The organism is Nocardioides stalactiti (assembly GCF_014180715.1).
Lineage (GTDB): Bacteria > Actinomycetota > Actinomycetes > Propionibacteriales > Nocardioidaceae > Nocardioides > Nocardioides stalactiti.
On sequence record NZ_JACEFC010000085.1, the window covers coordinates 1 to 21,279 of the forward strand.

Sequence of the window (21,279 nt, forward strand, 5' to 3'; positions counted from 1 at the left end):
GCCCCCGCCCTGCGGGAGGCCGCCGAGGCGGCCGGGATCTCCCTGCTCGAGCCGTACGACGAGGTGGCGGTGCTGGTGGCCGACGACCTCGTCGGCGGCGTGATGAGCGACCTCTCCGCCCGGCGCGGCCGGTTGCTCGGCACCGACCAGGTCGGCGACCGGGCCCTGGTCAAGGCGCACGTGCCCCAGCGCGAGCTGGTCCGCTACGCCATCGACCTCCGGGCCTCCTCGCACGGTGCCGGGACCTTCAGCCGGGCGTTCGCCCACTACGAGCCGATGCCGGAGGACCTCGCCAAGAAGGTCACCGCCCGGGACCACCCCTCAGCGCACTGATCAGCGGACCGAGTCCCCGCCCGCCTCGCGGAGCAGCTGGTCGAACGGGGTGACCGCGGCGAACCGCTCCTCGGTGACCGGTCGCGGCGCCGCCGCCGGCGACGTCGTACCACCGGAGCCGGCGACGAGGGCCGCGAGCTCGCCGGCCGCCCGCTCGACCCGCTTCTGGAGGGTCCCGTCGGTGCTGCCGAAGTCGTCGGTCGCGGCGAAGACGCCGGTGGGGACGACGACGGCTCTCAGGTAGGAGAACAGCGGCCGAAGCGCGTGGTCGAGGACCAGCGAGTGCCGGGCGGTGCCGGCGGTCGCCGCGACGAGGACCGGCGTGCCGTCGAGGACGCCGTCCTCGAGCACGTCGAAGAAGTTCTTGAACAGGCCCGAGTACGACGCCGCGAACACCGGCGTGACGACGACGAGAGCGTCGGCGCGGTGCACCTGCTCGATCACGCGCGCCAGCTCCCCGGTCGGGAAGCCGGTCAGCAGGTGGTCGGCCAGTGCGTGCGCCAGCGGCCGGAGCTCGACGATCTCGACGCCGACCTCGCTCCCCCGCGCCTCGATCGCCCGCTCGACGGCGTCGCCGAGCAGGTCGGCCAGCAGCCGGGTGGACGACGGGACGCTGAGGCCGGCGGTGATCACGACGACGCGCTTCATGCGGGCACCTTCCTCTGCTCCACCAGGGAGGCGTGCGTCGGCGCGTCCGGGACGTGCGCGGGCCGGCCCTCGGCGAAGCCCTTGCGCAGCTCGGGCAGGATCTCGCCGAGCAGGTCGAGCTGCTCGAGGACGGTCTTGAGCGGCAGGCCGGCGTGGTCGACGAGGAAGAGCTGGCGCTGGTAGTGACCGACGTAGTCGCGGAACGACAGGGTCCGCTCCAGGACCTGCTGCGGCGAGCCGACGGTCAGCGGCGTGCCCTCGGTGAAGTCCTCCAGCGACGGGCCGTGGCCGTAGACGGGGGCGTTGTCGAAGTAGGGCCGGAACTCGTTGACGGCGTCCTGGCTGTTCTTGCGCATGAAGAACTGCCCGCCGAGACCGACGATCGCGGTGTCCGCCGGCCCGTGTCCGTAGTGCTCGAACCGCTCGCGGTAGAGGCGCACCATCTGCTCGGTGTGGGAGGCCGGCCAGAAGATGTGGTTGTGGAAGAACCCGTCGCCGTAGTAAGCCGCCTGCTCGGCGATCTCGGGGCTGCGGATCGACCCGTGCCACACGAACGGGGCCACCCCGTCGAGCGGGCGCGGGGTCGAGGTGTAGCCCTGGAGCGGGGTGCGGAAGCGACCCTCCCAGTCGACGTTGGTCTCGGACCAGAGCCGGCGCAGCAGGGCGTAGTTCTCGATCGCGAGGTTGATGCCCTGACGGATGTCCTTGCCGAACCACGGGTAGACGGGGCCGGTGTTGCCCCGGCCCATCATCAGGTCGACCCGGCCGTCGGTGAGGTGCTGGAGCTTGGCGTAGTCCTCCGCGATGAGCACCGGGTCGGTGGTCGTGATCAGCGTCGTCGCGGTGGACAGGATGATGTTGTCGGTCTGCGCGCCGATGTAGGCCAGCGTCGCCGTGGGGTTCGACGCGATGAACGGCGGGTTGTGGTGCTCCCCGGTCGCGAACACGTCCAGGCCGATCTCCTCGGCCTTCTTCGCGATCGCCACGGTCGCCTTGATCCGCTCGTGCTCGGTCGGCGCCTGCCCGGTCGTGGGATCGGTCGTCACGTCGCCGACGGTGAAGATGCCGATCTGCATGGTGTCCACTCTCCTTGGTCCTCGCCCTGTTGGCTTGTCGCCCATCGTAGTTGACATGGCAACTATCCCTTTCAACCGGCCCACCCCCACCCCTATTCCGGGCCCTTCAGGCAGACTGGGCGCCATGACCGACGAGATCGTGTCGGGGGCCGTCGCGGGGCCCGTGGAGGTGGTGACCGACGTGCTCGGGCACCCGTGGGTGGCCGAGACCATCGCGCTGCCGCCGGACGCCGAGGGTGAGGTCGTCGCCACGCTGGTGAGCCGTCGTACCGAGGCGCCGACCAGCCGGGCCGTGCTGCACGTGCACGGGTTCTCCGACTACTTCTTCCAGACCGCGTACGGCGAGTGGTGGCTGGAGCGCGACCACGACATGTATGCCCTGGACCTGCGCAAGTACGGCCGGTCGATCCGTCCGCACCAGACGGCGACCTACGTGGCCGACCTGGCCGAGTACTTCGCCGAGCTCGACCTCGCCTGGGAGCGGATCACCGAGCGCGACAGCCACGACCAGGTCGTCATCTCGGCCCACTCGACCGGCGGCCTCATCGTGTCGCTGTGGGCCGACTCCCGCCACCCGGAGGCACTCGCCGGGATCTTCCTCAACTCCCCCTGGCTCGACCTCCAGGGCCCGGCGTGGCTGCGCACGCTGCCGGCCGGGCTGGCCATCGACCGGATCGGCCGGCTGCAGCCGATGCGCGAGCTCCCCCGCGAGGTCAGCGGCGTCTATCCGCGCAGCCTGCACCGCGACCACGAGGGCGAGTGGGACTTCGACCTCACCTGGAAGCCGATCGAGTCCTTCCCCGTGCGCTTCGGGTGGCTGCGCGCGATCCGCGCCGGCCACGCCCGCGTCCACGCCGGCCTCGACCTGCGCTGCCCCGTGCTCGTCCTCTCCTCCGACCGCACCCGCTTCGCGCGGGAGATGAGTGAGGACGCGATGTCGACCGACGTCGTCCTCGACGTGGTGCAGATCCGCCGGTGGGCGAGCTCGCTCGGCCGTCACGTCACCTCCGTCGCGATCCCCGGCGCCGTCCACGACGTCGTCCTCTCCCGTCCCGAGCCGCGGGCCCGGGTCTATGACGAGATCGAGCGTTGGATGGCGACCTACGTGCTCTGAGTGGTCCCACCCACTAGCCTCGCGGCATGAACCCTGTGACCGGCCTCTCCCTTGGGCGCATCATCATCGGCATCGTCTCGATCGCCTCGCCGTCCCTCGGCGCGAAGCTGTTCGGCCTCGACGCCGCCGGCAACCCGCAGATGGGCTTCTTCGCCCGGATGTTCGGTGTCCGCGAGATCGCCATCGGAGGCCTGACCCTGTTCGCGAAGGGCAAGGCCCGCCGGACCCTCGTGCTCGCCGGGATGGCGGTCGACGGCGGCGACGCCGCCACCGGTGTCATCGCGCTCCAGCGCAAGGAGGTCCCGGTGTTCTCGGCCGTCGCCATGATCGTGGTGGCGCTCGGCGCGGTCGGCTCCGGCGCCGCGGGCCTCGGCTCCAAGGAGTAGCCCGCACGGGCCGGTCCCAGCCTGCGTCAGGTCAGGATCATCAGCGTCGCGGCCGACAGGCCGACGACGACGATGAAGGTGCGCAACACCGTCGGCGGCAGCCGCCGGCCGACGGACGCGCCGATGAAGCCGCCGGCGAACGCCCCGACCCCGATGAGCAGCACGATCAGCCAGTCGACACGGGCGTCGGACCAGCCGACCCACGACACGACGACGAACACGACGCCGGCGACCAGGTTGGCCGTGGCGACCAGGACGTTCTTGACGCCGTTGAGGCGTTGGAGCGTCTCCGGCACGCCGATGCCGAGCAGCGCCATCAGGATCACGCCCTGGGCCGCTCCGAAGTAGCCGCCGTAGATGCCGCCGGCGAACACGGCCGGCCAGATCCACGGTGCGTCGCGGCGGGTCTCCTCACCCCGCTCCTCCGCGCGCTTCGCGACCGCCTCGGACAGCCGCGGCCCGACGATGACCAGCACGACGCCGAGGAGGATCAGGGCCGGGACGATCGCCTCGAACGCCCCGGGCGGCAACAGGATGAGCAGCGCGGCACCGGTGATGCCGCCGAGGAACGACGCCACCAGCAGACGCAGGATCCGCGCCCGCTGGCCCTCGAGCTCGCGTCGGTAGCCCCACGCACCGGTCACCGAGCCGGGCACCACCCCGAGGCTGTTGGAGATGTTGGCGACGACCGGCGGCACCCCGATCGCGACCAGGGTCGAGAAGGTGATGATCGTGCCCGAGCCGACGACGGCGTTGATCGCACCTGCGCCGACCCCGGCGAGCAGGACGGCGACGGCCTCCAGCAGGCTCATCCCCGGTGCAGGCGGCGCCGGGCCGCGTAGCGGCCCTCAGCCTGCTCGAGCACGAGCGGCATCCCGAACGTGGCCGACAGCGCCTCGGCGGTGAGGGTGTCCTCGATCGGCCCCTGCGCCACGACCCGCCCCTCGCGGAGCATCAGCACGTGGGTGAACCCGGGCGGGATCTCCTCGACGTGGTGGGAGACCAGCACGGTCGCCGGCGACGACGGGTCGTAGGCCAGCACCGAGAGCGTCGACACCAGGTCCTCGCGTCCGCCGAGGTCCAGGCCCGCGGCGGGCTCGTCGAGGAGCAGCAGCTCGGGGTCGGTCATCAGCGCGCGGGCGATCTGGACCCGCTTGCGCTCGCCCTCGCTCAGCGTCCCGAAGGTACGGTCGGCCAACCGGTCGGCGCGCACCTCGCGCAGCAGCGACGCGGCGCGCTCGTGGTCGAGCTCGTCGTAGTGCTCGCGCCAGCGGCCCACGACGGCGTACGACGCCGACACGACAACGTCGCTGACGCGCTCGTCCCGCGGGATCCGCTCGGCGAGCGCCGCGCTGGTCAGCCCGATGCGGGGCCGGAGGTCGAACACGTCGACGCTGCCGATGAGCTCACCGAGCACGCCGACCGCCCCGGAGGTCGGGTAGAGCTGCGCAGCGGCGATCTGGAGCAACGTGGTCTTGCCGGCACCGTTGGAGCCGAGCACCACCCACCGCTGGCCGTCCTTGACCACCCAGGTGACCTTGTCGAGCAGCACCGCGTCGCCCCGGCGCACAGAGACCTCGGCGAGCTCCAGGACGGCGGACATGAGGCAACCCTATCGACCGCCGGCGACCCGGCTGACGACCACCTCGGGGCCGGTGGCCTATCGTCGCGCGACGTGGTGGTCGAGCTGCCGGTCGCAGGCCGGGTCGCATGGTGGGGTACGGCGTTCCTCCGCGGACTGGTGAGCCCGGACGACTACCGGGACGCCGTCCTCGGCGACGACGCCGCCCACGTCTTCCTCGGCGCTGGCACGGGCTCTGTCACCAGCACAGCCCCCGGCTCGACCGGCGGCCGGTCGCTGCTCGAGGCCACGGCGGAGGTCCGCAGGTCGGGGGCGACGGCGTTCGGCGCGGCGTTCCCCTCTCCCGGCGACCCGCACGGCGTCGCCGGCCCCCCGGCGTTCTCGATGGCGGCCACCGACGCCGGCGAGGCGGTCCTCGCGCTCGGTGTCCTCACCGAGCCGGGGACGGGCTGGGTCCCGACCCAGGTCGGCCGCGCCGTCGAGTGGACGTCGTACGACGCGCGCCGCCGGATGCCTCCCGACCTGGGCGAGGCGGACCGGGCCCTGCGCCGGACGCTCCTCGACGCCGCCAACGACCTCGCCCGGCTCGACGTGGCCCGGTGGCAGCCCGAGGTCGCCGACGACCTCCACGACCTGCGCGACGGTGCGCCGCTCGTGGCACCGCCGGGCGTCCCTGCCCGGGCGGTCGACCTCGCCCGCCGTGCCCTCCACCTGCTCGACGTCGTCGCACTCGCCCTCGATAGCGAGGGCGGCGCGATCAGCGCGAGCGAGGTCTCCGCGCGCCGGGCGACCCTGCTGCCCCTGGGCACGGCCGCCCGCCACGCCCTCGCCGCTGCCTGTTCACCGGACGGGTGGCCGGAGGGATGAGCCGGAGGGATAGCCTCGTCGCGACATGACGACGCCTGCCGACACGCTGCTGATCACTCTCACGGGCAAGGACCGGCCCGGGGTCACCTCCGCCATCTTCGGCGTCCTCTCCCGAGCGGGCGTCAACGTGATCGACCTCGAGCAGATCCTGCTCCGTCGTCGACTGGTGCTGGGTGTCCTGGTGACGGCACCGCGTGACGTGAAGAAGCTCCGCAGGGCGATCGAGAAGGTCGCGGACGATCTCGGCATGGCCGTCGAGATCGAGCAGGGCACCGGCGACAACAAGGCCCGCCGCGAGGGACGTTCGCACGTGACCGTCATCGGCGCGCCGCTCAAGGCCTCGGCCATGGGCGCCATCGCCGGACGGATCGCCGACCTCGGCGGCAACATCGACCGGATCGAGCGGATGGCCCGCTACCCCGTCACCGCGCTCGAGCTCGACGTGTCCGGGGCCGACCCGCTGACGCTGCGCAGCCTGCTCGCGCGCGAGGCTGCCTCGCTGTCGGTCGACGTCGCCGTCCAGCCGGCGACGCTGCTGCGCCACGGCGTACGGCTGATCGTCATGGACGTCGACTCGACCCTCATCCAGGGTGAGGTCATCGAGATGCTCGCCGCCCACGCCGGGTGCGAGCCGGAGGTCGCGGCCGTCACCGAGGCAGCGATGCGCGGCGAGATCGACTTCGAGGAGTCGCTCCGCGCCCGGGTCCGCCTCCTCGCCGGGCTCGATGCCTCGGTGATCGACAAGGTCTATGACGAGATCGTCGTCAACCCGGGGGCGCGGACCCTGGTGCGGGTGCTGCGCCGCCTCGGCTACCGGTTCGCCATCGTGTCCGGCGGGTTCAGCCAGATCACCAACCGGCTCGCCGAGGACCTGGGGATCCATCGAGCCCGCGCCAACACCCTGGAGATCGTCGACGGTCGGCTCACCGGCGAGGTGGTCGGGCCGGTGGTGGACCGGGCCGGCAAGGCCACGGCGCTGCGCGAGTTCGCCGCCGACCTCGGGGTGCCCGAGGCCGCGACGATCGCGATCGGTGACGGCGCCAACGACCTCGACATGCTCGAGGCCGCCGGTCTCGGCATCGCCTACAACGCCCGTCCGGTGGTGCGCGAGGTCGCCGACACCGCGCTCAACGTGCCGTACCTGGACTCGGTGATGTACCTGCTCGGCATCTCCCGCGAGGCGATCGAGGCGGCCGACGCCGCGGACGGCATCATCACCCCGGCTCCCCCGCTGTAGCCGTCTCAGTCGCGCTGGTCGTCGGAAGCGCCCGCGCCGCGTCCGACGTGGAAGTGCGTGAGCCGGGCCCGGCCCATCGCGGCCTTGGCCCAGGTGGAGTCCAGCTCGAAGACGGTCACCGCGCTCGTGGGGTAGCCGCGCATCAGCCGGTCCACGGCGTCCGGCGGGCCCTCGCCGTCGTCCATGAGCTGGGCGAGCATGCCGACCGTCGGGTTGTGACCCACGACGACGAGCGTGCCGATCGCCTCGTCGGCGATCCGGACCAGGTCGAGCACCCCGTCCTCGTCGGCGCCGTAGAGGCCGCGGTCGAGATCCGGCTCGACCGACCAGCCCGCCGCACCCGCGAGGACCTGCCAGGTCTCGACGGTCCGGGCCGCTGCCGACACCAGCGCTGCGTCGGCCACCACGCCCTCCTCGGCCAGCCAGGCACCGGCCGCCGCCGCGTCACCGCGTCCCCGCGCAGCGAGCACCCGGTCGAAGTCGGTGGGGCCGAAGGCCTCGGCCTTCGCGTGCCGGACGACCACGAGCCGGTGCGGGGTGCTGACCATGGTCGAAGGGTAGAGGCAGGATGAACGCGTGTCGTCGTACGGGTTGACCCACCTGGTCCCGCTGGTGATCTTCGTCCTCGGCCTGCCCGCTGCGGTCTGGCTCGGGCGTCGCCACCGTGGCACGGACGGGCCGACCCGGTTCAGCCGCGGGGCGGCGATCGTCCTCCCCGTCGTGACGGTGCCCTTCCAGCTGGTCGACCTCGCCTTCAACTTCGACGTCGACGTGACCCTGCCGCTGCATCTGTGCGACCTCGCCTGGATCGCAGCGACCTGGGCGCTGTGGTCGCACAAGCCGTTCCCGGTCGCCCTGACGTTCTTCTGGGGGCTGACCCTCACCATCCAGGGCGTCGTCACCCCGGCCCTCAACGAGGACCTGCCCCACCCGCGCTACTTCGCGTTCTGGGCGCTCCACCTGCTCATCGTGTGGGCGGCCGTCTATCTCGTCATCGGCCTCGGGAAGGTGCCCCGCTGGCGCGACCTCGGGACGACGGTGATCACCACGCTGGTCTGGGCGGTGGCCACGTACGTCTTCAACGTCGTCGCCGACACCAACTACGGCTACCTGCTGCGCAAGCCGCGCAGTTCGATCCTCGACTACTTCGGCGACTGGCCGTGGTACGTCGTTCAGGAGATCGGCGTCGTCGTCGCCGTGTGGACGGTGATGACGTGGGTCGCCCAGCGCGCGGCCGGACGGGCCGCAGGACGCGCTGCGCGCGTGACCTAGGCGCCCATCGCGTGGAATCCGCCGTCGACGTGGACGATCTCCCCGGTCGTCGCCGGGAACAGGTCCGAGAGCAGCGCCCCGACCGCGCGCGCGGTGGGCTCGGTGTCGGTGTTGTCCCAGCCGAGCGGGGCGCGGGTCTTCCACAGGTCCTCGAGGTCGCCGAAACCGGGGATCGCCTTGGCCGCCAGGGTGCGCAGCGGGCCGGCGGACACCAGGTTGACCCGGATCCCCTGCGGACCGAGGTCCCGGGCCAGGTAGCGCGAGGTCGACTCGAGGCTCGCCTTGGCGACCCCCATCCAGTCGTAGGCCGGCCAGGCAACGGTCGCGTCGAAGGTGAGCCCGACGATCGACCCTCCGGCCGGCATCAGCGGCCGGGCGGCGACGGCGAGGGACTTCAACGAGTACGCCGAGACCTGGACGGCCTGGGCGACGTCCTCCCAGGGCCCGTCGAGGAAGTTGCCGCCGAGCAGCGTCTCGGGGTTGCCGTAGGCGATCGAGTGCACGACGCCGTCGAGCGTGGCGTCCTCACCGAGGTGCTCGCGCACCAGGCCCGGGAGCGCCTCGAGGTGGGCCGGGTCGGTGACGTCGAGCTCGAGCACGGGCGGCATGGTCGGCAACCGCTTCGCGATCCGCTGGGTGATCCGCAGCGCCCGGCCGAAGTTGGAGATCAGGACGGTCGCGCCCTGCTCCTGCGCGAAGCGCGCGACCGCGAACGCGATCGAGGAGTCGTGGGTGACGCCGGTGACGAGGATGTTCTTGCCCTCGAGCAGCGTGCCGGTCTTGGCAGTCATGGTCAGTGCCCCATTCCGAGTCCGCCGTCGACAGGGATGACCGCGCCGGTGACATAACCGGACGCGGGCGCGGCCAGCCACGTGACGGCCGCGGCGACCTCCTCGGGCTGTGCGTAGCGACCCAGGGGGATCTGTCCCCGGATGCCTTCCTTCTGCTCGTCGCTGAGGACGGCGGTCATGTCGGTCTCGACATAGCCGGGAGCGACCACGTTGGCCGTGATCGAGCGCGAGCCGAGCTCACGCGAGAGCGACCGCGCCATCCCGACCAGGCCGGCCTTGGAGGCCGCGTAGTTGACCTGGCCGGGCGAGCCGAGCAGGCCGACGACGCTGGAGATGAAGATGATCCGGCCGCGCTTGAGGCGCAGCATGCTCTTCGCGGCCCGCTTGGCGAGGCGGAAGGAGCCGGTGAGGTTGGTGTCGATGACCGAGGACCAGTCCTCCTCCGACATCCTCAGGACCAGGGTGTCGGCGGTGATCCCGGCGTTGGCGACGAGGATCTCGACCGGACCGTGGGCCTCCTCCGCGGCGGCGAACGCCGCGTCGACGTCGGCCTGGTCGGTGATGTCGGCCTTGATCTCCAGCGCGCCCTCGGGGGCACCACCGCTCCGGGTGGTGACGGCGACCTTGTCGCCTTGCGCCAGGAACGCCTCGGCGATGGCGCGGCCGATGCCGCGGTTGCCGCCGGTGATGAGGACGGAGCGAGGCTCGTGCGGGGAAGCGGAAGTCACGCCTTCGACGCTAGCCGCAGGAGGCGCCCTGTCTCGCCGCCAGCACCCCGCAACTTCACCGGCTACTTTTGTAGGGTCCCGACAAAGCCGTGATCGGCCCGCCGGGACTCGCGGGCCCTCAGGCCTCGTCCTCCAGGCGGAAGCCGACCTTCATCGTCACCTGGAAGTGCTCGACCTGTCCGTCCTTGATCTGTCCGCGCGTGCCGATCACCTCGAACCAGTCGAGGTGGCGCAGCGTCCGACCGGCCCGCTCGATGCCGTTGCGGACGGCCTGGTCGATGCCGTCGGGCGAGGTGCCGACGATCTCGGTGACGCGATAGGTGCGGTTGCTCATGGGATCACCCTAGACCCGCTGGCCCTCATGCCCGCCGCGTACGCTGCAGGCATGTCCGACGCCCCTATCCGGATCACGACGGCCGGGTCCAACCCCCAGGCCGACCTGGCCCGCCGTCAGCGTCGCTACATCATCTCGATGACGATCCGCACGCTCTGCTTCATCGGAGCCGCGATCGCAGGCATGGCCGGGATCACCTGGCTGTGGCCGATCCTCATCGCAGCAGCCCTGATCCTCCCCTACGTCGCGGTCGTCACCGCCAACGCGGCCTACACCCGCACCGACGACCTACCGCTCACCGGCGGGGGCCGCAGCGACCGTCAGCTGGGCGGCCAGTGACCGAGGCTTCCGCCGCGTCGTCGGAGCCTGACGTCTGCTCGGCCAAGGGCTGCCGCGCGGACGCGACCTGGCAGGTGCTGTGGAACAACCCGCGGATCCACACGCCCGACCGACGCAAGGTGTGGCTCGCCTGCGACGAGCACCGGGAGTCGCTTGAGGCGTTCCTCGGCGCCCGGGGGTTCCTGCGGGATACCGTTCCGCACCCCGCTCCCGGAGCCTGACCGGCTGCAGGTGCGCGTCAGCCGCCGATCGCCGACATCGGACGGTCGGGCTGGAGGAACGTCGGGTCGTCGATGCCGTGGCCGGCGGCCTTGCCGGCCATCGCCACCAGCCACCGCTCGGCGAGGTCGTCGTCCGTCGCGCCGGCCCGCATCGCCACCCGCAGGTCGGACTCCTGCCGGGCGAACAGGCAGTTGCGGACCTGGCCGTCGGCGGTCAGCCGCACCCGGTCGCAATCGCCGCAGAACGGGCGGGTGACCGACGCGATGACGCCGACCGTCGCCGGGCCACCGTCGACCCGAAACAGCTCGGCGGGGGCGCTCCCCCGAGGCTCGGAGGCAGGCGTCAGGTCGAACGCGCGGTCGAGGTGGGCGAAGATCTCGTCGGCGGTGACCATGGCGTCGCGCGACCAGCCGTGCTGGGCGTCGAGCGGCATCTGCTCGATGAACCGCAGCTGGTAGCCGCGCTCGAGGCACCACGCGAGCAGCTCGGGCGCCTGGTCGTCGTTGACGCCACGCAGCAGGACGGCGTTGACCTTCACCGGGCCGAGGCCGGCCGCCTCGGCGGCGGCGAGCCCGTCGACGACGTCGGCGAAGCGGTCGCGGCGGGTGATCGCGAGGAACGTCTCCGGCCGGATGGTGTCGAGGCTGACGTTGACCCGGTCGGGCCCGGCGTCGGCGAGCGCGGCCGCCGTGTGGGCCAGCCCGAGGCCGTTGGTCGTGATGGAGAGCTCGACGTCGGGGTCGAGCGCGCGGGTCCGGCGGACGATGTCGACGAGCCCGCGTCGTACGAGCGGCTCGCCGCCCGTGAACCGGATCTCCCGCACCCCGAGCCGCTGGACGGCGACGCCGATGAGCCGGACGACCTCGTCGTCGGACAGCTGGTCGTCGCCCGGCAGCCAGTCGAGGCCCTCGGCCGGCATGCAGTAGGTGCAGCGCAGGTTGCAGCGGTCGGTGAGCGACACCCGGAGGTCGGTCGCTACCCGGCCGTAGCGGTCGACGAGGGGCTGCATGCCACCAGGATAGGCCGGTGCCGGGCGCGGGACCCCGGCGTCCTACCGTTGTCCCGTGCGTGAGTGGCTGACGTCGTGGCGATTCCTGGTGAGTCGTCGCTGGTTCGGCTTCTTCCTCGTGGTGCTCCTCCTCGGTGTCGGCACCTGGTGGCTCGGAGAGTGGCAGTTCGGCCGGCTCGACGACAAGCAGGAGCGCAACGCGGTCATCGAGGCCAACGCGCACGAGGACCCCGTCCCCGTCGGCGAGGTGCTGGCGGTGGGCGAACCGGTCGCCCCGCAGGAGGAGTACACCGTCGTCGAGGCGACCGGGACCTACGACGTCGCGGAGACACTCATCGTGCGCTACCGGACCCGCGACAGTGCTCCCGGCGTCGACGTCGTCGTACCGCTCGTGCTCGAGGACGGCAGCACCCTGGTCGTGGACCGCGGCTGGCTGGCGTACGACGGTCGGATGGCCGACGCCGCGGACGCGGCTCCGCCGCCGCCCGCCGGCGAGGTGACCGTCACCGGCTGGGTGCGGGTCGACGGCGAGGGCGACAGCACCCGGGTCTCCGACGGCGGGATGCGGGCGATCTCGAGCGTCGAGGTCGGCGAGGCGCTCGACAAGGAGGTCCTGGGCGGCTTCGTCGAACTACTCACCGAGGACCCGGAGTCGGCGACCGCCCTCGAGCCCTTCGAGGAGCCCGACACCGGCGAGGGGCCGCACTTCTTCTACGGCCTCCAGTGGTGGTTCTTCGGCATCCTGGCGTTCGGCGGCTTCGGCTACCTCGCATGGGACGAGCGGAAGAACGGACCTCGCGGCGAGCGACGCCGCCGAGGCACTACGGAGGACTAGACCACCTCGCGCATTTTCCGGGTTCCCCCGGTAGCGGTCGATCGCCGCTCGGTGCTTGTGTTGTCCAGCACCTGCGTCCCCGAGCAGGAGGGGCGCGCGACATGAGGAATCGACAGTGCCGAACCGCACCCTGGGACGAGTCGTCGGAGTCGTCCTGCTCCCGATCACGGCCTTAGTGCCGGTGACCGTCGCGCCGGTCGCCCCGGCCTCCGCCGTGACCTTCACCAACGACTCGCAGATCGTCGTCCAGGACAACCAGGTCGTCGAGACCGCCATCAACGTGAGCGGGCATTCCGGGGTCATCACCAACGTCGCCGTGACGCTGCACCAGGTCACCCATCCCAACCCCGACGACATGGACGTCATGCTCCTCGGACCCCATGGGCAGCGCGTCCCCCTCATGTCGGACGTGTGCGGCGGCGTGGACGTGATCGGTGCCCACCTCACGATCGACGACACCGCGCCGGACGCGTTCCCCGACTCGATCGACTGCCCGACGGGAAGCTACCGGCCGACGAACGTCGGTGACGGGGACGACTGGACCGCCCCGCCGACGGCGACCACGCTGTCGGCGTTCACCGGCACCAGCCCGAACGGCCAGTGGGTGCTCACCGTCATCGACGACGGCGACTTCGATGTCACCAACATCGCGGGCGGGTGGTCGCTCGACCTCACCCTCGCGCCGGCCGCGGTCCGGCTGCCGCAGTCCTCGACCGGCGTCGGCCAGGCAGGGCCGTACCCGAAGACCGTCACCGTGAGCGGACGTACGGGTCTCGTCACCGACGTCGACGTCGAGCTCCCCGGCCTGCACCACGGTCGTCCCGCTGATCTCGACGTGTTGCTCGTCGGGCCGCAGGGGCAGTCAGCGGTCCTGATGTCGGACGCATGCAGCGAGGGGCTCCGCGACCGCACCCTGTCCTTCGACGACGAGGCCCCGGGCCCGATCCCGGGCACGTCCGCGTGCAACGCCGACCGCTACCGGCCGGCCAACCGATCGCCCCTCAACGACACCTGGCCCTCGCCGGCCCCGGTGGGCCCCTACGGAAGTACCTTGTCGGTCTTCGACGGGGTCGATCCCAACGGCACCTGGCAGCTCTACGTCAACGACGACGCGGCTGGCTTCGGCGGTGTGCTGACGGCGAGTCCGCGGATCGTTCTCTCGTTCCAGCAGTTCTGCCAGGGGACGCCGGTCACGGTCGACCTCGGCAAGGGCGAGATGCCGACCGCCGGTCCCGACGTCATCCGTGGCACCCCCGGCAACGACACCATCAACGGTCTCGGCGGTGACGACACGATCTGCGGCCTCGGCGGCGACGACACCATCCAGGGCGGTCCCGGTGACGACAAGGTCGACGGTGGGGCCGGGGTGGACGTCGCGTCGTACGTCTCCAGCACCCAACCGGTGGCGGTCAACCTCGGCACCATCGCCGCCCAGAACACCGGCGCTTCCACCGGCACCGACACCCTGCGTCTCGTGGAGAACGTCTGGGGCGGCTCCGGCGCCGACACCCTGACCGGCAACACCGCCGCCAACAACCTCCAGGGCCGCGCCGGCAGCGACATCCTGAGCGGATCCTCCGGGGACGACACCCTCAACGGCGGCACCGGCGCCGACACCTGCAACGGGAGCACCGGCACCGACACGGGCACCTCCTGCGAGACGGCGACCGGCATCCCCTGACGCTCAGAGCGCCCGGGTCATGCCTCCGTCGACGGGGACCATGGCGCCGGTGACGAACGACGCCGCCGGCGACAGGAGGAAGGCCGCGACGCGGCCGAACTCCTCGGGCACGCCGTAGCGGCGCAGCGGGATCCGCTCGCTCCACGCCGCACGCGCCGCGGCGGCGTCGCCGGTCGCGCCGTCGAGCTCGGCGACCCGGTCGGTCCCGATCCGGCCGGGCAGGAGGGCGTTGACGCGGACGCCGCGCGGACCGAGCTCGTCGGCCAGGTCCTTGGCGACCATCGCAAGGCCGGGGCGCAGGCCGTTGGAGACCGACAACCCCTCGACCGGCTGCCGGACGCTCGTGGACAGGACCAGCGCGATCGAGCCGCCCTCGCCGAGGGCCGCACCGACCTCCCGTGCCAACCGGATGCTGCCGAGGAAGACCGACTGGAAGGCCGACGTCCACTGGTCGTCGGTGACCCCGCTGACCCGGCCGGCCGGCGGTCCACCCACGCTCACCAGGGCGCCGTCGAGCCGTCCCCAGCGGTCCTGGGCCGCCGCGATCAGCCGGGCCGGCGTCGCCGGGTCGGCATTGTCGGCCGCGAGGCCGTGCACCCGGTCGCCGCCGCCCGGCCCCTCGCTACGCAGACCCTCGACGGCGGCGTCCACCCCGTCCTGGTCACGACCCGACAGGACCACCCGGGCGCCGTCCGCGACGAGCGCTGCGGCGGTGGCCAGCCCCAGGCCACGGCTGCCACCGGTGACGACGAAAACGCGATCCCGAAGTTCCAGGTCCATTGACCCAATGTAGGACGTACCCTCGTCGAATGCTCCGCGGCCACCGGGTCAGCAAGGCGTCGCTCTCGGGCGTCGTCCTCGTGCTGGCGGTCCTCGTGTCCCTGCTCAGCAGCGCGCCCGCCCGGGCGGCCGGCGGCACCCTCGCGGGCACCCTGACCGGCCCCAACGGCGCGCGCACCGAGTACTTCGAGGTCACGGTCTTCCAGCCCGACGGCCCCGACGCGTGGGAGCTCGCGATCCCCCCGCGCACGATCACCTCGTGGGACACCGGCCTGCCGGTCGGCGACTTCGCGATCTCCCTGCCCGCCGGCAGCTACCGGGCCTGCTTCCGCGCGCTGACCTTCGAGAACTCCGAGACCACGGGACGCACCTGCTGGGAGGGCGGGTACGACGTCTTCGGCGCCACCGACGTGGTGGTCACCGAGGGCGGCACCACCACGATCACCCCCCGACTGCCGCGGGAGTCGTCGGTGCGCGGGCGCGTCGTCGGCCCCGGCGGCGTCGGTATCTCGGCCTACGTCGCGCCCTACCGCCGGGCGCCCGACGGGACCTGGCAGCTGGAACTGTTCGGCAACCAGAGTGCGGCCGACGGGTCCTTCCTGCTCACCGACGTCGACCCGGGCACCTACCGGTTCTGCGTGCTCGACGTGCCCCGCGAATTCGTCCCGGAGTGCTGGGACGACGTCGCGACCGTCGCCGAGGCCTCCGACGTGACCGTCGCACCGGGCGGCAGCCCGATCGTCTCGTTCTGGCTCACCCGCCGCGGCAACATCTCTGGCACGCTCACCCGGCCGGCCGGGTCGACCGAGTCGATCGCGATCACCGCCTTCCGCTATCGCAACAGCCGCTGGGAGGCGGTCAGCTACGGGTCGGCAGGCCAGGACGGCGACTTCCGGATCACCGGCCTGGACGCGGACACCTACCGGGTCTGCGCGTTCGGGTTCGACATCACGGCGACCTGCTGGCGGCAGGGCAGCAGCCCCGACGACGCGACCGACATCCCGCTGGGCGCCACCCAGGCCCGGTCGGGCGTGAACCTCTCCCCCGGCACCGCGGGCTACATCACCGGGAGCCTGCCCGAGGTCTACCTCGGCGCCCAGGGATACCCGAACCTGACCGCCTACCGCCTGGTCGACGGCGCGTGGGAGGGAGTGGCCGTCGGTGAGGCCTACCCGACCGGGGCGGACAACGCGTGGGCCTACACGATCGGGTCGCTGCCGTCCGGCACCTACGTGGTCTGCGTCGAGCACCAGGACCCCGAGTTCGTCCCCGCGTTCCCCCAGACCTGCAGCGGCGGCAGCCCCTCGCCGCGGGGCGGCATCCCGTTCCAGGTGACCGCGGGCGCCACCACGACCGCCGCCGACATCGTCACCGGCCAGGCCGGCGAGGTCCGCGGCCGGGTGACCGGCGCGACCGGGGTCCGGGTCGACCTCTACGCGCCCACGGGTCGGCTGGCACTCAGCCAGGTCACCGGGGCCGACGGCCTGTACCGCTTCCGCGACCTGCCCGGAGGCGACTACCACGTCGCGTTCCACCGGGCGACGGCGTCGACCTCCCTCGCCGCGGAGTGGTGGCGCAACCGCCGTGACGGGCTCGGCCCGGCGGGGGCGACCCCGGTGACGGTGGACGGTGCGGTCGTCGCCGGCATCAGCGCCACCCTCGAGACCGGCGGTGTGATCACCGGACGCCTCCTGGACGGCGGGGGCGACCCGGTCGTCGGCTGCGTGCTCCAGGCCCGTGGCGAGGACGGCTCGCTCGCGGTCCGTCGGGCGACGAGCGGCGTCGACGGGCGGTTCTCGATCGGTGGCCTCAGCACGGCGTCGTACGTCGTACTGGTGCGGCAGGGCTGCGGCGGCAGCACCCGCGCGCTGTACTTCGACGCCGACGCCGCCGGCCGGACCTCACCCCGGCTCCGTCAGGCCGACGAGGTCGCGGTGACGCTGGGCGCCACGAAGGCGCTACCCGGACCGCTCACGGTCGGCTGAGGAGGAACCCGATCAGGTAGGTCCGGACTCGACCCAGGAAGGTCCGGACTCGACCCAGGAAGGTCCGGAATCGACCCAGGAAGGTCCGGATTCGGCTTAGTCGGGGGTGCCTGCTGGTTCCGGCGTGTGCGACACCGGGACGACGTCGGGGGCGCCCTTGCGGGCGGCGTCCGCGGTCAGGTCGTCGTGCTGGCGCTGGCTCTCGCGCTCCGCCTCGACCCGCTTGAGGTAGTGCTCGAGCTCGCGGGCGCGCTGGTCGGCGTCCCAACCGAGGTAGCCACCCGCCAGGTCGACGACGTAGGGCGCCGCGGCGGCGCCGCGGTCGAACGTCTCGATGGAGATGCGCAGTCGACGGGTGAGCACGTCGTCGAGGTGCCGGGCGCCCTCGTGGGTGACCGCGTAGACGGCCTCCGCCTGCAGGTAGTCCTCGGCTCCCGGCAGCGGCTCGGCCAGGTCCGGCTCGGCGGCGATGAGGTCGAGCACCTCCAGCACGAGCGAGCCGTAGCGCTCCAGCAGGTGCTCGATCCGGTTGATCGCCAGCCCGGACTGGGTCGCGAGGGTGCGCCGCTGGTTCCACAACGCGTGGAACCCGTCGGCACCGACGAGCGGGATCTGCTCGGTCACGCAGGGACCGACCGTCTTGCCCTGGGAGGTCTCGAGTCCGCGGACGGCCTCGTCGACCGCGTCGGCGGCCATCACCCGGTAGGTCGTGTACTTGCCGCCCGCGACGACGACCAGGCCCGGCACCGAGTGGGCGACCGCGTGCTCGCGGGACAGCTTCGAGGTGGCTGCGTCCTCGCCGGCCAGGAGCGGCCGTAGGCCGGCATAGACACCCTCGACGTCGTCACGGGTCAGCGGCACCTCCAGCACCGCGTTGACGTGCTCGAGGATGTAGTCGATGTCGACCGAGCTGGCGGCCGGGTGGTCCTTGGAGAGCTCCCAGTCGGTGTCGGTGGTCCCGATGATCCAGTGCCGCTTCCAGGGGATGACGAACAGCACGGACTTCTCCGTGCGCAGGATCAGTCCGGCCTCGCCGCGGATCCGGTCGCGCGGGACGACGATGTGCACGCCCTTGCTGGCCCGCACCTTGAACTGCCCCCGCTCCCGGGCCATCGCCTGGGTCTCGTCGGTCCACACCCCGGTGGCGTTGATGACCTGCGACGCCCGGATCTCGAACCGGTTGCCGGTCTCGAGGTCGATGACCTCCGCGCCGACGACGCGCTCGCTCTCCTTGATCAGCCCGAGCACACGGGTCCGGCTGGCGACCGCCGCGCCGTACGTCGCCGCGGTGCGCGCGAGGAACATGGTGTGCCGGGCGTCGTCGACCTGGGCGTCGTAGTACTTGATCGCGCCGACCAGCGCGTCCTTGCGCAGCGACGGGAACTGCTTCCGGGCGCCGTGCCGGGTCAGGTGGCGATGGGTGGGCGTGCCGTTGCCGTAGCCGCTCGCCTTGGCCATGGCGTCGTACAACGCGACGCCGGAGCCGGCGTACCACCGCTCCCAGCCGCGGCCGGTCAGCGGATAGATGAACGGGACGGGTCGGACCAGGTGCGGCGCCAGCCGCCGGATCAGCAGCCCGCGCTCCTTGAGCGCCTCGGCGACCAGCCGGAAGTCGAGCATCTCCAGGTAGCGCAGGCCGCCGTGGATGAGCTTGGAGCTGCGGCTCGACGTGCCCGAGGCGAAGTCGCGCGCCTCGACCAGGCCGACCTTGAGGCCACGGGTCGCCGCGTCGAGCGCGCAGCCCGACCCGACCACGCCGCCGCCGATCACCAGCACGTCGACGTGCTGGGTGGAGAGCTTCTTCAGCGCGGCGGCCCGCGCCCGCGGGGAGAGTGCGGCGGGTGTCATCTCAGACGTCCACCCAGTCGAGCGTGCGCTGCACGGCCTTGTGCCAACGCGCGTAGCCGTCGGCCCTGCGCTCCTCGTCCCATGCCGGCTCCCACCGCGTGTCCTCCTGCCAGTTCTGCCGAAGCTCGTCGGTGCTCGACCAGAAACCGACCGAGAGCCCGGCTGCGTACGCCGCTCCGAGTGCCGTCGTCTCGGGGACGACGGGGCGGCTGACGGGGACGCCCAGCACGTCGGCCTGGATCTGCATGCAGAGGCTGTTGAGGGTCACACCCCCGTCGACCTTGAGCACCTCGAGCCGGACCCCCGAGTCCTGGCACATCGCCTCGACGACGTCGCGCGACTGGTAGCAGATCGCCTCGAGCGTCGCCCGGGCCAGGTGTGCGTTGGTGTTGAACCGCGACAGCCCGACGATCGCGCCCCGGGCGTCGGAGCGCCAGTAGGGCGCGAAGAGCCCGGAGAAGGCGGGCACGAAGTAGACCCCGCCGTTGTCCTCGACCTGGCGGGCCAGGGCCTCCGACTCGCCGGCGCCGCTGATGATGCCGAGCTGGTCGCGCAGCCACTGCACCGCCGAACCGGTGACGGCGATCGACCCCTCGAGCGCATAGACGCACGGATCGTCGCCGAGCTGGTAGGCGGGCGTCGTCAGCAGCCCGGCCTTGGACCGGACGATCTCGGTACCGGTGTTGAGGAGCATGAAGTTGCCGGTGCCGTAGGTGTTCTTGGCCTCGCCGGGAGCGAAGCAGACCTGCCCGACGGTCGCCGCCTGCTGGTCGCCGAGGATCCCGGTGATCGGCACCTCGCCCCCGAGTGGCCCGCTGCGCAGGGTCGTCCCGAACGGGCCCTTGGACGCCGCCGCCGAGGACTCACGGATCTCGGGAAGCATCGCGCGCGGGACGCCGAAGAAGCCGAGCAGCTCCTCGTCCCACTGGAGGGTCTCGAGGTCCATCAGCATGGTGCGGCTGGCGTTGGTCACGTCGGTGACGTGGACGCCGCCGTCCGGCCCACCGGTCAGGTTCCACAGCACCCAGGTGTCGGGGGTGCCGAAGAGCGCGTCGCCGCGCTCGGCAGCCTCCCGCACGCCCGGGACGTTCTCGAGGATCCACTGGAGCTTGCCGCCGGAGAAGTACGTCGCCGGGGGCAGCCCGGCCTTGTGCCGGATCACGTCACCGCGCCCGTCGCGGTCCAGGGCCGCCGCGATCGCGTCGGTCCGCGTGTCCTGCCAGACGATCGCGTTGTGGAGCGGACGTCCGGTGCGGCGGTCCCACACCACGGTCGTCTCGCGCTGGTTGGTGATGCCGACCGCTGCCAGGTCCGACGGGTCGAGCCGCGCCTTGCCGAGCGCGGTCTTCACGACCGCCGAGGTGCGCTCCCAGATCTCCACCGGGTTGTGCTCGACCCAGCCGGCCCGCGGGAACAGCTGCTCGTGCTCGAGCTGGTGTCGCGCGACCTCGGCCCCGTCATGGTCGAACACCATGAACCGCGTGCTGGTCGTGCCCTGGTCGATGGCCCCCACGTATTCCGCCACGGGGATCACCCTGCCACGTCGACCCTCACCCCGGTGAGAGCAACGCGAAGTGAAGCACCGCCGGAGCGTTGTAGCCGAGGCCGACCTCGTTCATGACGTAGTCCTCCGCGTCGGCCTGGTGGTAGACCTGCTGGGGCGTGTCGAACGCGGTGAGCACGACGGGGTCGCAGCAGTAGACGCGCTGCTCGTCGATCGTCACCTGGCTGGCCGGTCCGCCCGGCACCGCGCCCACCGGCAGCGGCCGACCGATGGCCTTGGTCCAGTGGTACGGCCCGGTGATGCCGCCGGACACCGTGGCCCCCGCGGTCGTCCCGTTGACCTGCATCCGCACGCCCCACGGGTTGACGCCGAGGAACCAGCCGGTCGCCCGGCGCATCGCCGGGGTGAAGTCCTGCGTCCCCTCGCGGTCCGCGAGGAGCAGCGTCAACGCCGCGGACTCGTTGGCCCGGGCCGAGGCCCACTGCGGCTCACCGGCCCGCCCGAACGCGGTCCGGCTGGCGACCTCGAACCGCGCGTTGTAGCCCCCGCTGACCAGGATCTCGCACGCCGGGTCGCTGTACGTCGCCGGTGCCGCGGCGGCGCCCAGCACGCCGCACAGCTCGGCTGCCGGCAGCAGGCCGACCTCGTAGCCGTCGGCCCGGACCAGCCAGTTGTTCGCGCCGTCGGCCGTCGCTGCCTGGAGGTGCG

General features: G+C 72.2%; 23 protein-coding genes and 1 pseudogene. 11 read left to right on the forward strand and 13 right to left on the reverse strand.

Features of this window, described 5'->3' with window-relative positions:
• A pseudogene (locus H0487_RS15850) lies at positions 1-333 on the forward strand (elongation factor G-like protein EF-G2); the annotation flags it as partial.
• Here the strand turns inward: H0487_RS15850 and H0487_RS15855 are convergent.
• Positions 334-981, reverse strand: coding sequence for an FMN reductase (locus H0487_RS15855; RefSeq protein ID WP_183095202.1), 648 nt, complete (start codon positions 979-981; stop codon positions 334-336).
• Positions 978-2,057, reverse strand: coding sequence for an LLM class flavin-dependent oxidoreductase (locus H0487_RS15860; RefSeq protein WP_183095222.1), 1,080 nt, complete (start codon positions 2,055-2,057; stop codon positions 978-980). Before H0487_RS15860 ends, H0487_RS15855 begins: the two co-directional genes overlap by 4 nt.
• A 124-nt stretch (positions 2,058-2,181) precedes the next feature.
• Here H0487_RS15860 and H0487_RS15865 point away from each other — a divergent pair, with 124 nt between their 5' ends.
• Entirely contained in the window at positions 2,182-3,171 is a 990-nt protein-coding gene (locus tag H0487_RS15865; RefSeq protein ID WP_220793471.1) for an alpha/beta hydrolase, read from the forward strand.
• 26 nt (positions 3,172-3,197) lie between these two features.
• Positions 3,198-3,557, forward strand: a complete 360-nt coding sequence (locus H0487_RS15870; RefSeq protein ID WP_183095203.1) for a DUF4267 domain-containing protein — start codon at positions 3,198-3,200, stop codon at positions 3,555-3,557.
• 26 nt (positions 3,558-3,583) lie between these two features.
• Here the strand turns inward: H0487_RS15870 and H0487_RS15875 are convergent, their stop codons facing one another.
• Together H0487_RS15875 and H0487_RS15880 are read right to left on the reverse strand one after the other, a co-directional pair.
• Positions 3,584-4,369, reverse strand: a complete 786-nt coding sequence (locus H0487_RS15875; RefSeq protein WP_183095204.1) for a sulfite exporter TauE/SafE family protein — start codon at positions 4,367-4,369, stop codon at positions 3,584-3,586.
• Positions 4,366-5,160 carry an ABC transporter ATP-binding protein gene (locus tag H0487_RS15880; RefSeq protein WP_183095205.1) on the reverse strand — a complete coding sequence of 265 codons (795 nt, stop codon included), beginning with the start codon at positions 5,158-5,160 and terminating at the stop codon, positions 4,366-4,368. Before H0487_RS15880 ends, H0487_RS15875 begins: the two co-directional genes overlap by 4 nt.
• A 72-nt stretch (positions 5,161-5,232) precedes the next feature.
• On the opposite strand from H0487_RS15880, the gene H0487_RS15885 reads away from it, so the two are divergent.
• Together H0487_RS15885 and serB are read left to right on the forward strand one after the other, a co-directional pair.
• Positions 5,233-6,006, forward strand: coding sequence for an Rv1486c family protein (locus H0487_RS15885; protein WP_183095206.1), 774 nt, complete (start codon positions 5,233-5,235; stop codon positions 6,004-6,006).
• A 25-nt stretch (positions 6,007-6,031) separates the two neighbouring features.
• A complete protein-coding gene (serB, locus tag H0487_RS15890) occupies positions 6,032-7,243 on the forward strand; it encodes a phosphoserine phosphatase SerB (protein WP_183095207.1) in 1,212 nt (403 codons plus the stop codon).
• A 5-nt stretch (positions 7,244-7,248) separates the two neighbouring features.
• On the opposite strand, the gene H0487_RS15895 is transcribed toward serB, so the two are convergent.
• Positions 7,249-7,791, reverse strand: coding sequence for a SixA phosphatase family protein (locus H0487_RS15895; RefSeq protein WP_183095208.1), 543 nt, complete (start codon positions 7,789-7,791; stop codon positions 7,249-7,251).
• Between the two features lie 28 nt (positions 7,792-7,819).
• On the opposite strand from H0487_RS15895, the gene H0487_RS15900 reads away from it, so the two are divergent.
• Entirely contained in the window at positions 7,820-8,515 is a 696-nt protein-coding gene (locus tag H0487_RS15900) for a YwaF family protein (protein WP_183095209.1), read from the forward strand.
• Here the strand turns inward: H0487_RS15900 and fabI are convergent.
• The 3 genes from fabI to H0487_RS15915 all read right to left on the reverse strand — a co-directional run bounded on the left by fabI (position 8,512) and on the right by H0487_RS15915 (position 10,368).
• Positions 8,512-9,306, reverse strand: a complete 795-nt coding sequence (gene fabI / locus H0487_RS15905) for an enoyl-ACP reductase FabI (RefSeq protein ID WP_183095210.1) — start codon at positions 9,304-9,306, stop codon at positions 8,512-8,514. The genes H0487_RS15900 and fabI overlap by 4 nt on opposite strands.
• Before the next feature lie 2 nt (positions 9,307-9,308).
• Entirely contained in the window at positions 9,309-10,034 is a 726-nt protein-coding gene (gene fabG / locus H0487_RS15910; RefSeq protein ID WP_183095211.1) for a 3-oxoacyl-ACP reductase FabG, read from the reverse strand.
• A 118-nt stretch (positions 10,035-10,152) separates the two neighbouring features.
• The gene (locus H0487_RS15915; RefSeq protein ID WP_183095212.1) at positions 10,153-10,368 is read right to left on the reverse strand and encodes a dodecin; all 216 of its coding nucleotides are present in this window, start codon (positions 10,366-10,368) and stop codon (positions 10,153-10,155) included.
• A 51-nt stretch (positions 10,369-10,419) separates the two neighbouring features.
• Here H0487_RS15915 and H0487_RS15920 point away from each other — a divergent pair, with 51 nt between their 5' ends.
• Together H0487_RS15920 and H0487_RS15925 are read left to right on the forward strand one after the other, a co-directional pair.
• Positions 10,420-10,707 (forward strand): DUF3099 domain-containing protein, encoded by a 288-nt coding sequence (locus H0487_RS15920; RefSeq protein WP_183095213.1) that lies wholly within the window; start codon positions 10,420-10,422, stop codon positions 10,705-10,707.
• Positions 10,704-10,928: an acetone carboxylase gene (locus H0487_RS15925; RefSeq protein ID WP_183095214.1), complete on the forward strand. Its 225-nt coding sequence runs from the start codon at positions 10,704-10,706 to the stop codon at positions 10,926-10,928. The genes H0487_RS15920 and H0487_RS15925 overlap by 4 nt, the downstream gene beginning before the upstream one ends.
• Positions 10,929-10,945: 17 nt before the next feature.
• Here H0487_RS15925 and moaA read toward each other — a convergent pair whose 3' ends face one another.
• Positions 10,946-11,938 carry a GTP 3',8-cyclase MoaA gene (moaA, locus tag H0487_RS15930; RefSeq protein ID WP_183095215.1) on the reverse strand — a complete coding sequence of 331 codons (993 nt, stop codon included), beginning with the start codon at positions 11,936-11,938 and terminating at the stop codon, positions 10,946-10,948.
• A gap of 55 nt (positions 11,939-11,993) precedes the next feature.
• Here moaA and H0487_RS15935 point away from each other — a divergent pair, with 55 nt between their 5' ends.
• Both H0487_RS15935 and H0487_RS24335 read left to right on the forward strand, forming a co-directional pair.
• Entirely contained in the window at positions 11,994-12,773 is a 780-nt protein-coding gene (locus tag H0487_RS15935) for an SURF1 family cytochrome oxidase biogenesis protein (RefSeq protein ID WP_183095216.1), read from the forward strand.
• A 115-nt stretch (positions 12,774-12,888) separates the two neighbouring features.
• Positions 12,889-14,454: a calcium-binding protein gene (locus H0487_RS24335; RefSeq protein ID WP_220793472.1), complete on the forward strand. Its 1,566-nt coding sequence runs from the start codon at positions 12,889-12,891 to the stop codon at positions 14,452-14,454.
• 3 nt (positions 14,455-14,457) lie between these two features.
• On the opposite strand, the gene H0487_RS15945 is transcribed toward H0487_RS24335, so the two are convergent.
• A complete protein-coding gene (locus H0487_RS15945; RefSeq protein ID WP_183095217.1) occupies positions 14,458-15,234 on the reverse strand; it encodes an SDR family oxidoreductase in 777 nt (258 codons plus the stop codon).
• 29 nt (positions 15,235-15,263) lie between these two features.
• On the opposite strand from H0487_RS15945, the gene H0487_RS15950 reads away from it, so the two are divergent.
• Complete coding sequence (locus tag H0487_RS15950) at positions 15,264-17,219, forward strand: MSCRAMM family protein (protein ID WP_183095218.1); 1,956 nt, start codon at positions 15,264-15,266, stop codon at positions 17,217-17,219.
• A 96-nt stretch (positions 17,220-17,315) separates the two neighbouring features.
• Here H0487_RS15950 and H0487_RS15955 read toward each other — a convergent pair whose 3' ends face one another.
• The 3 genes from H0487_RS15955 to H0487_RS15965 all read right to left on the reverse strand — a co-directional run.
• On the reverse strand, positions 17,316-19,067 hold the full coding sequence (locus H0487_RS15955; RefSeq protein WP_183095219.1) for a glycerol-3-phosphate dehydrogenase/oxidase: 1,752 nt from the start codon (positions 19,065-19,067) through the stop codon (positions 17,316-17,318).
• Between the two features lies 1 nt (position 19,068).
• The gene (gene glpK / locus H0487_RS15960) at positions 19,069-20,592 is read right to left on the reverse strand and encodes a glycerol kinase GlpK (protein WP_183095220.1); all 1,524 of its coding nucleotides are present in this window, start codon (positions 20,590-20,592) and stop codon (positions 19,069-19,071) included.
• Positions 20,593-20,617: 25 nt separating this feature from the next.
• Positions 20,618-21,279, reverse strand: a 662-nt coding sequence (locus H0487_RS15965) for a glycoside hydrolase family 9 protein (protein WP_183095221.1), incomplete at its 5' end; no start/stop codon positions are given.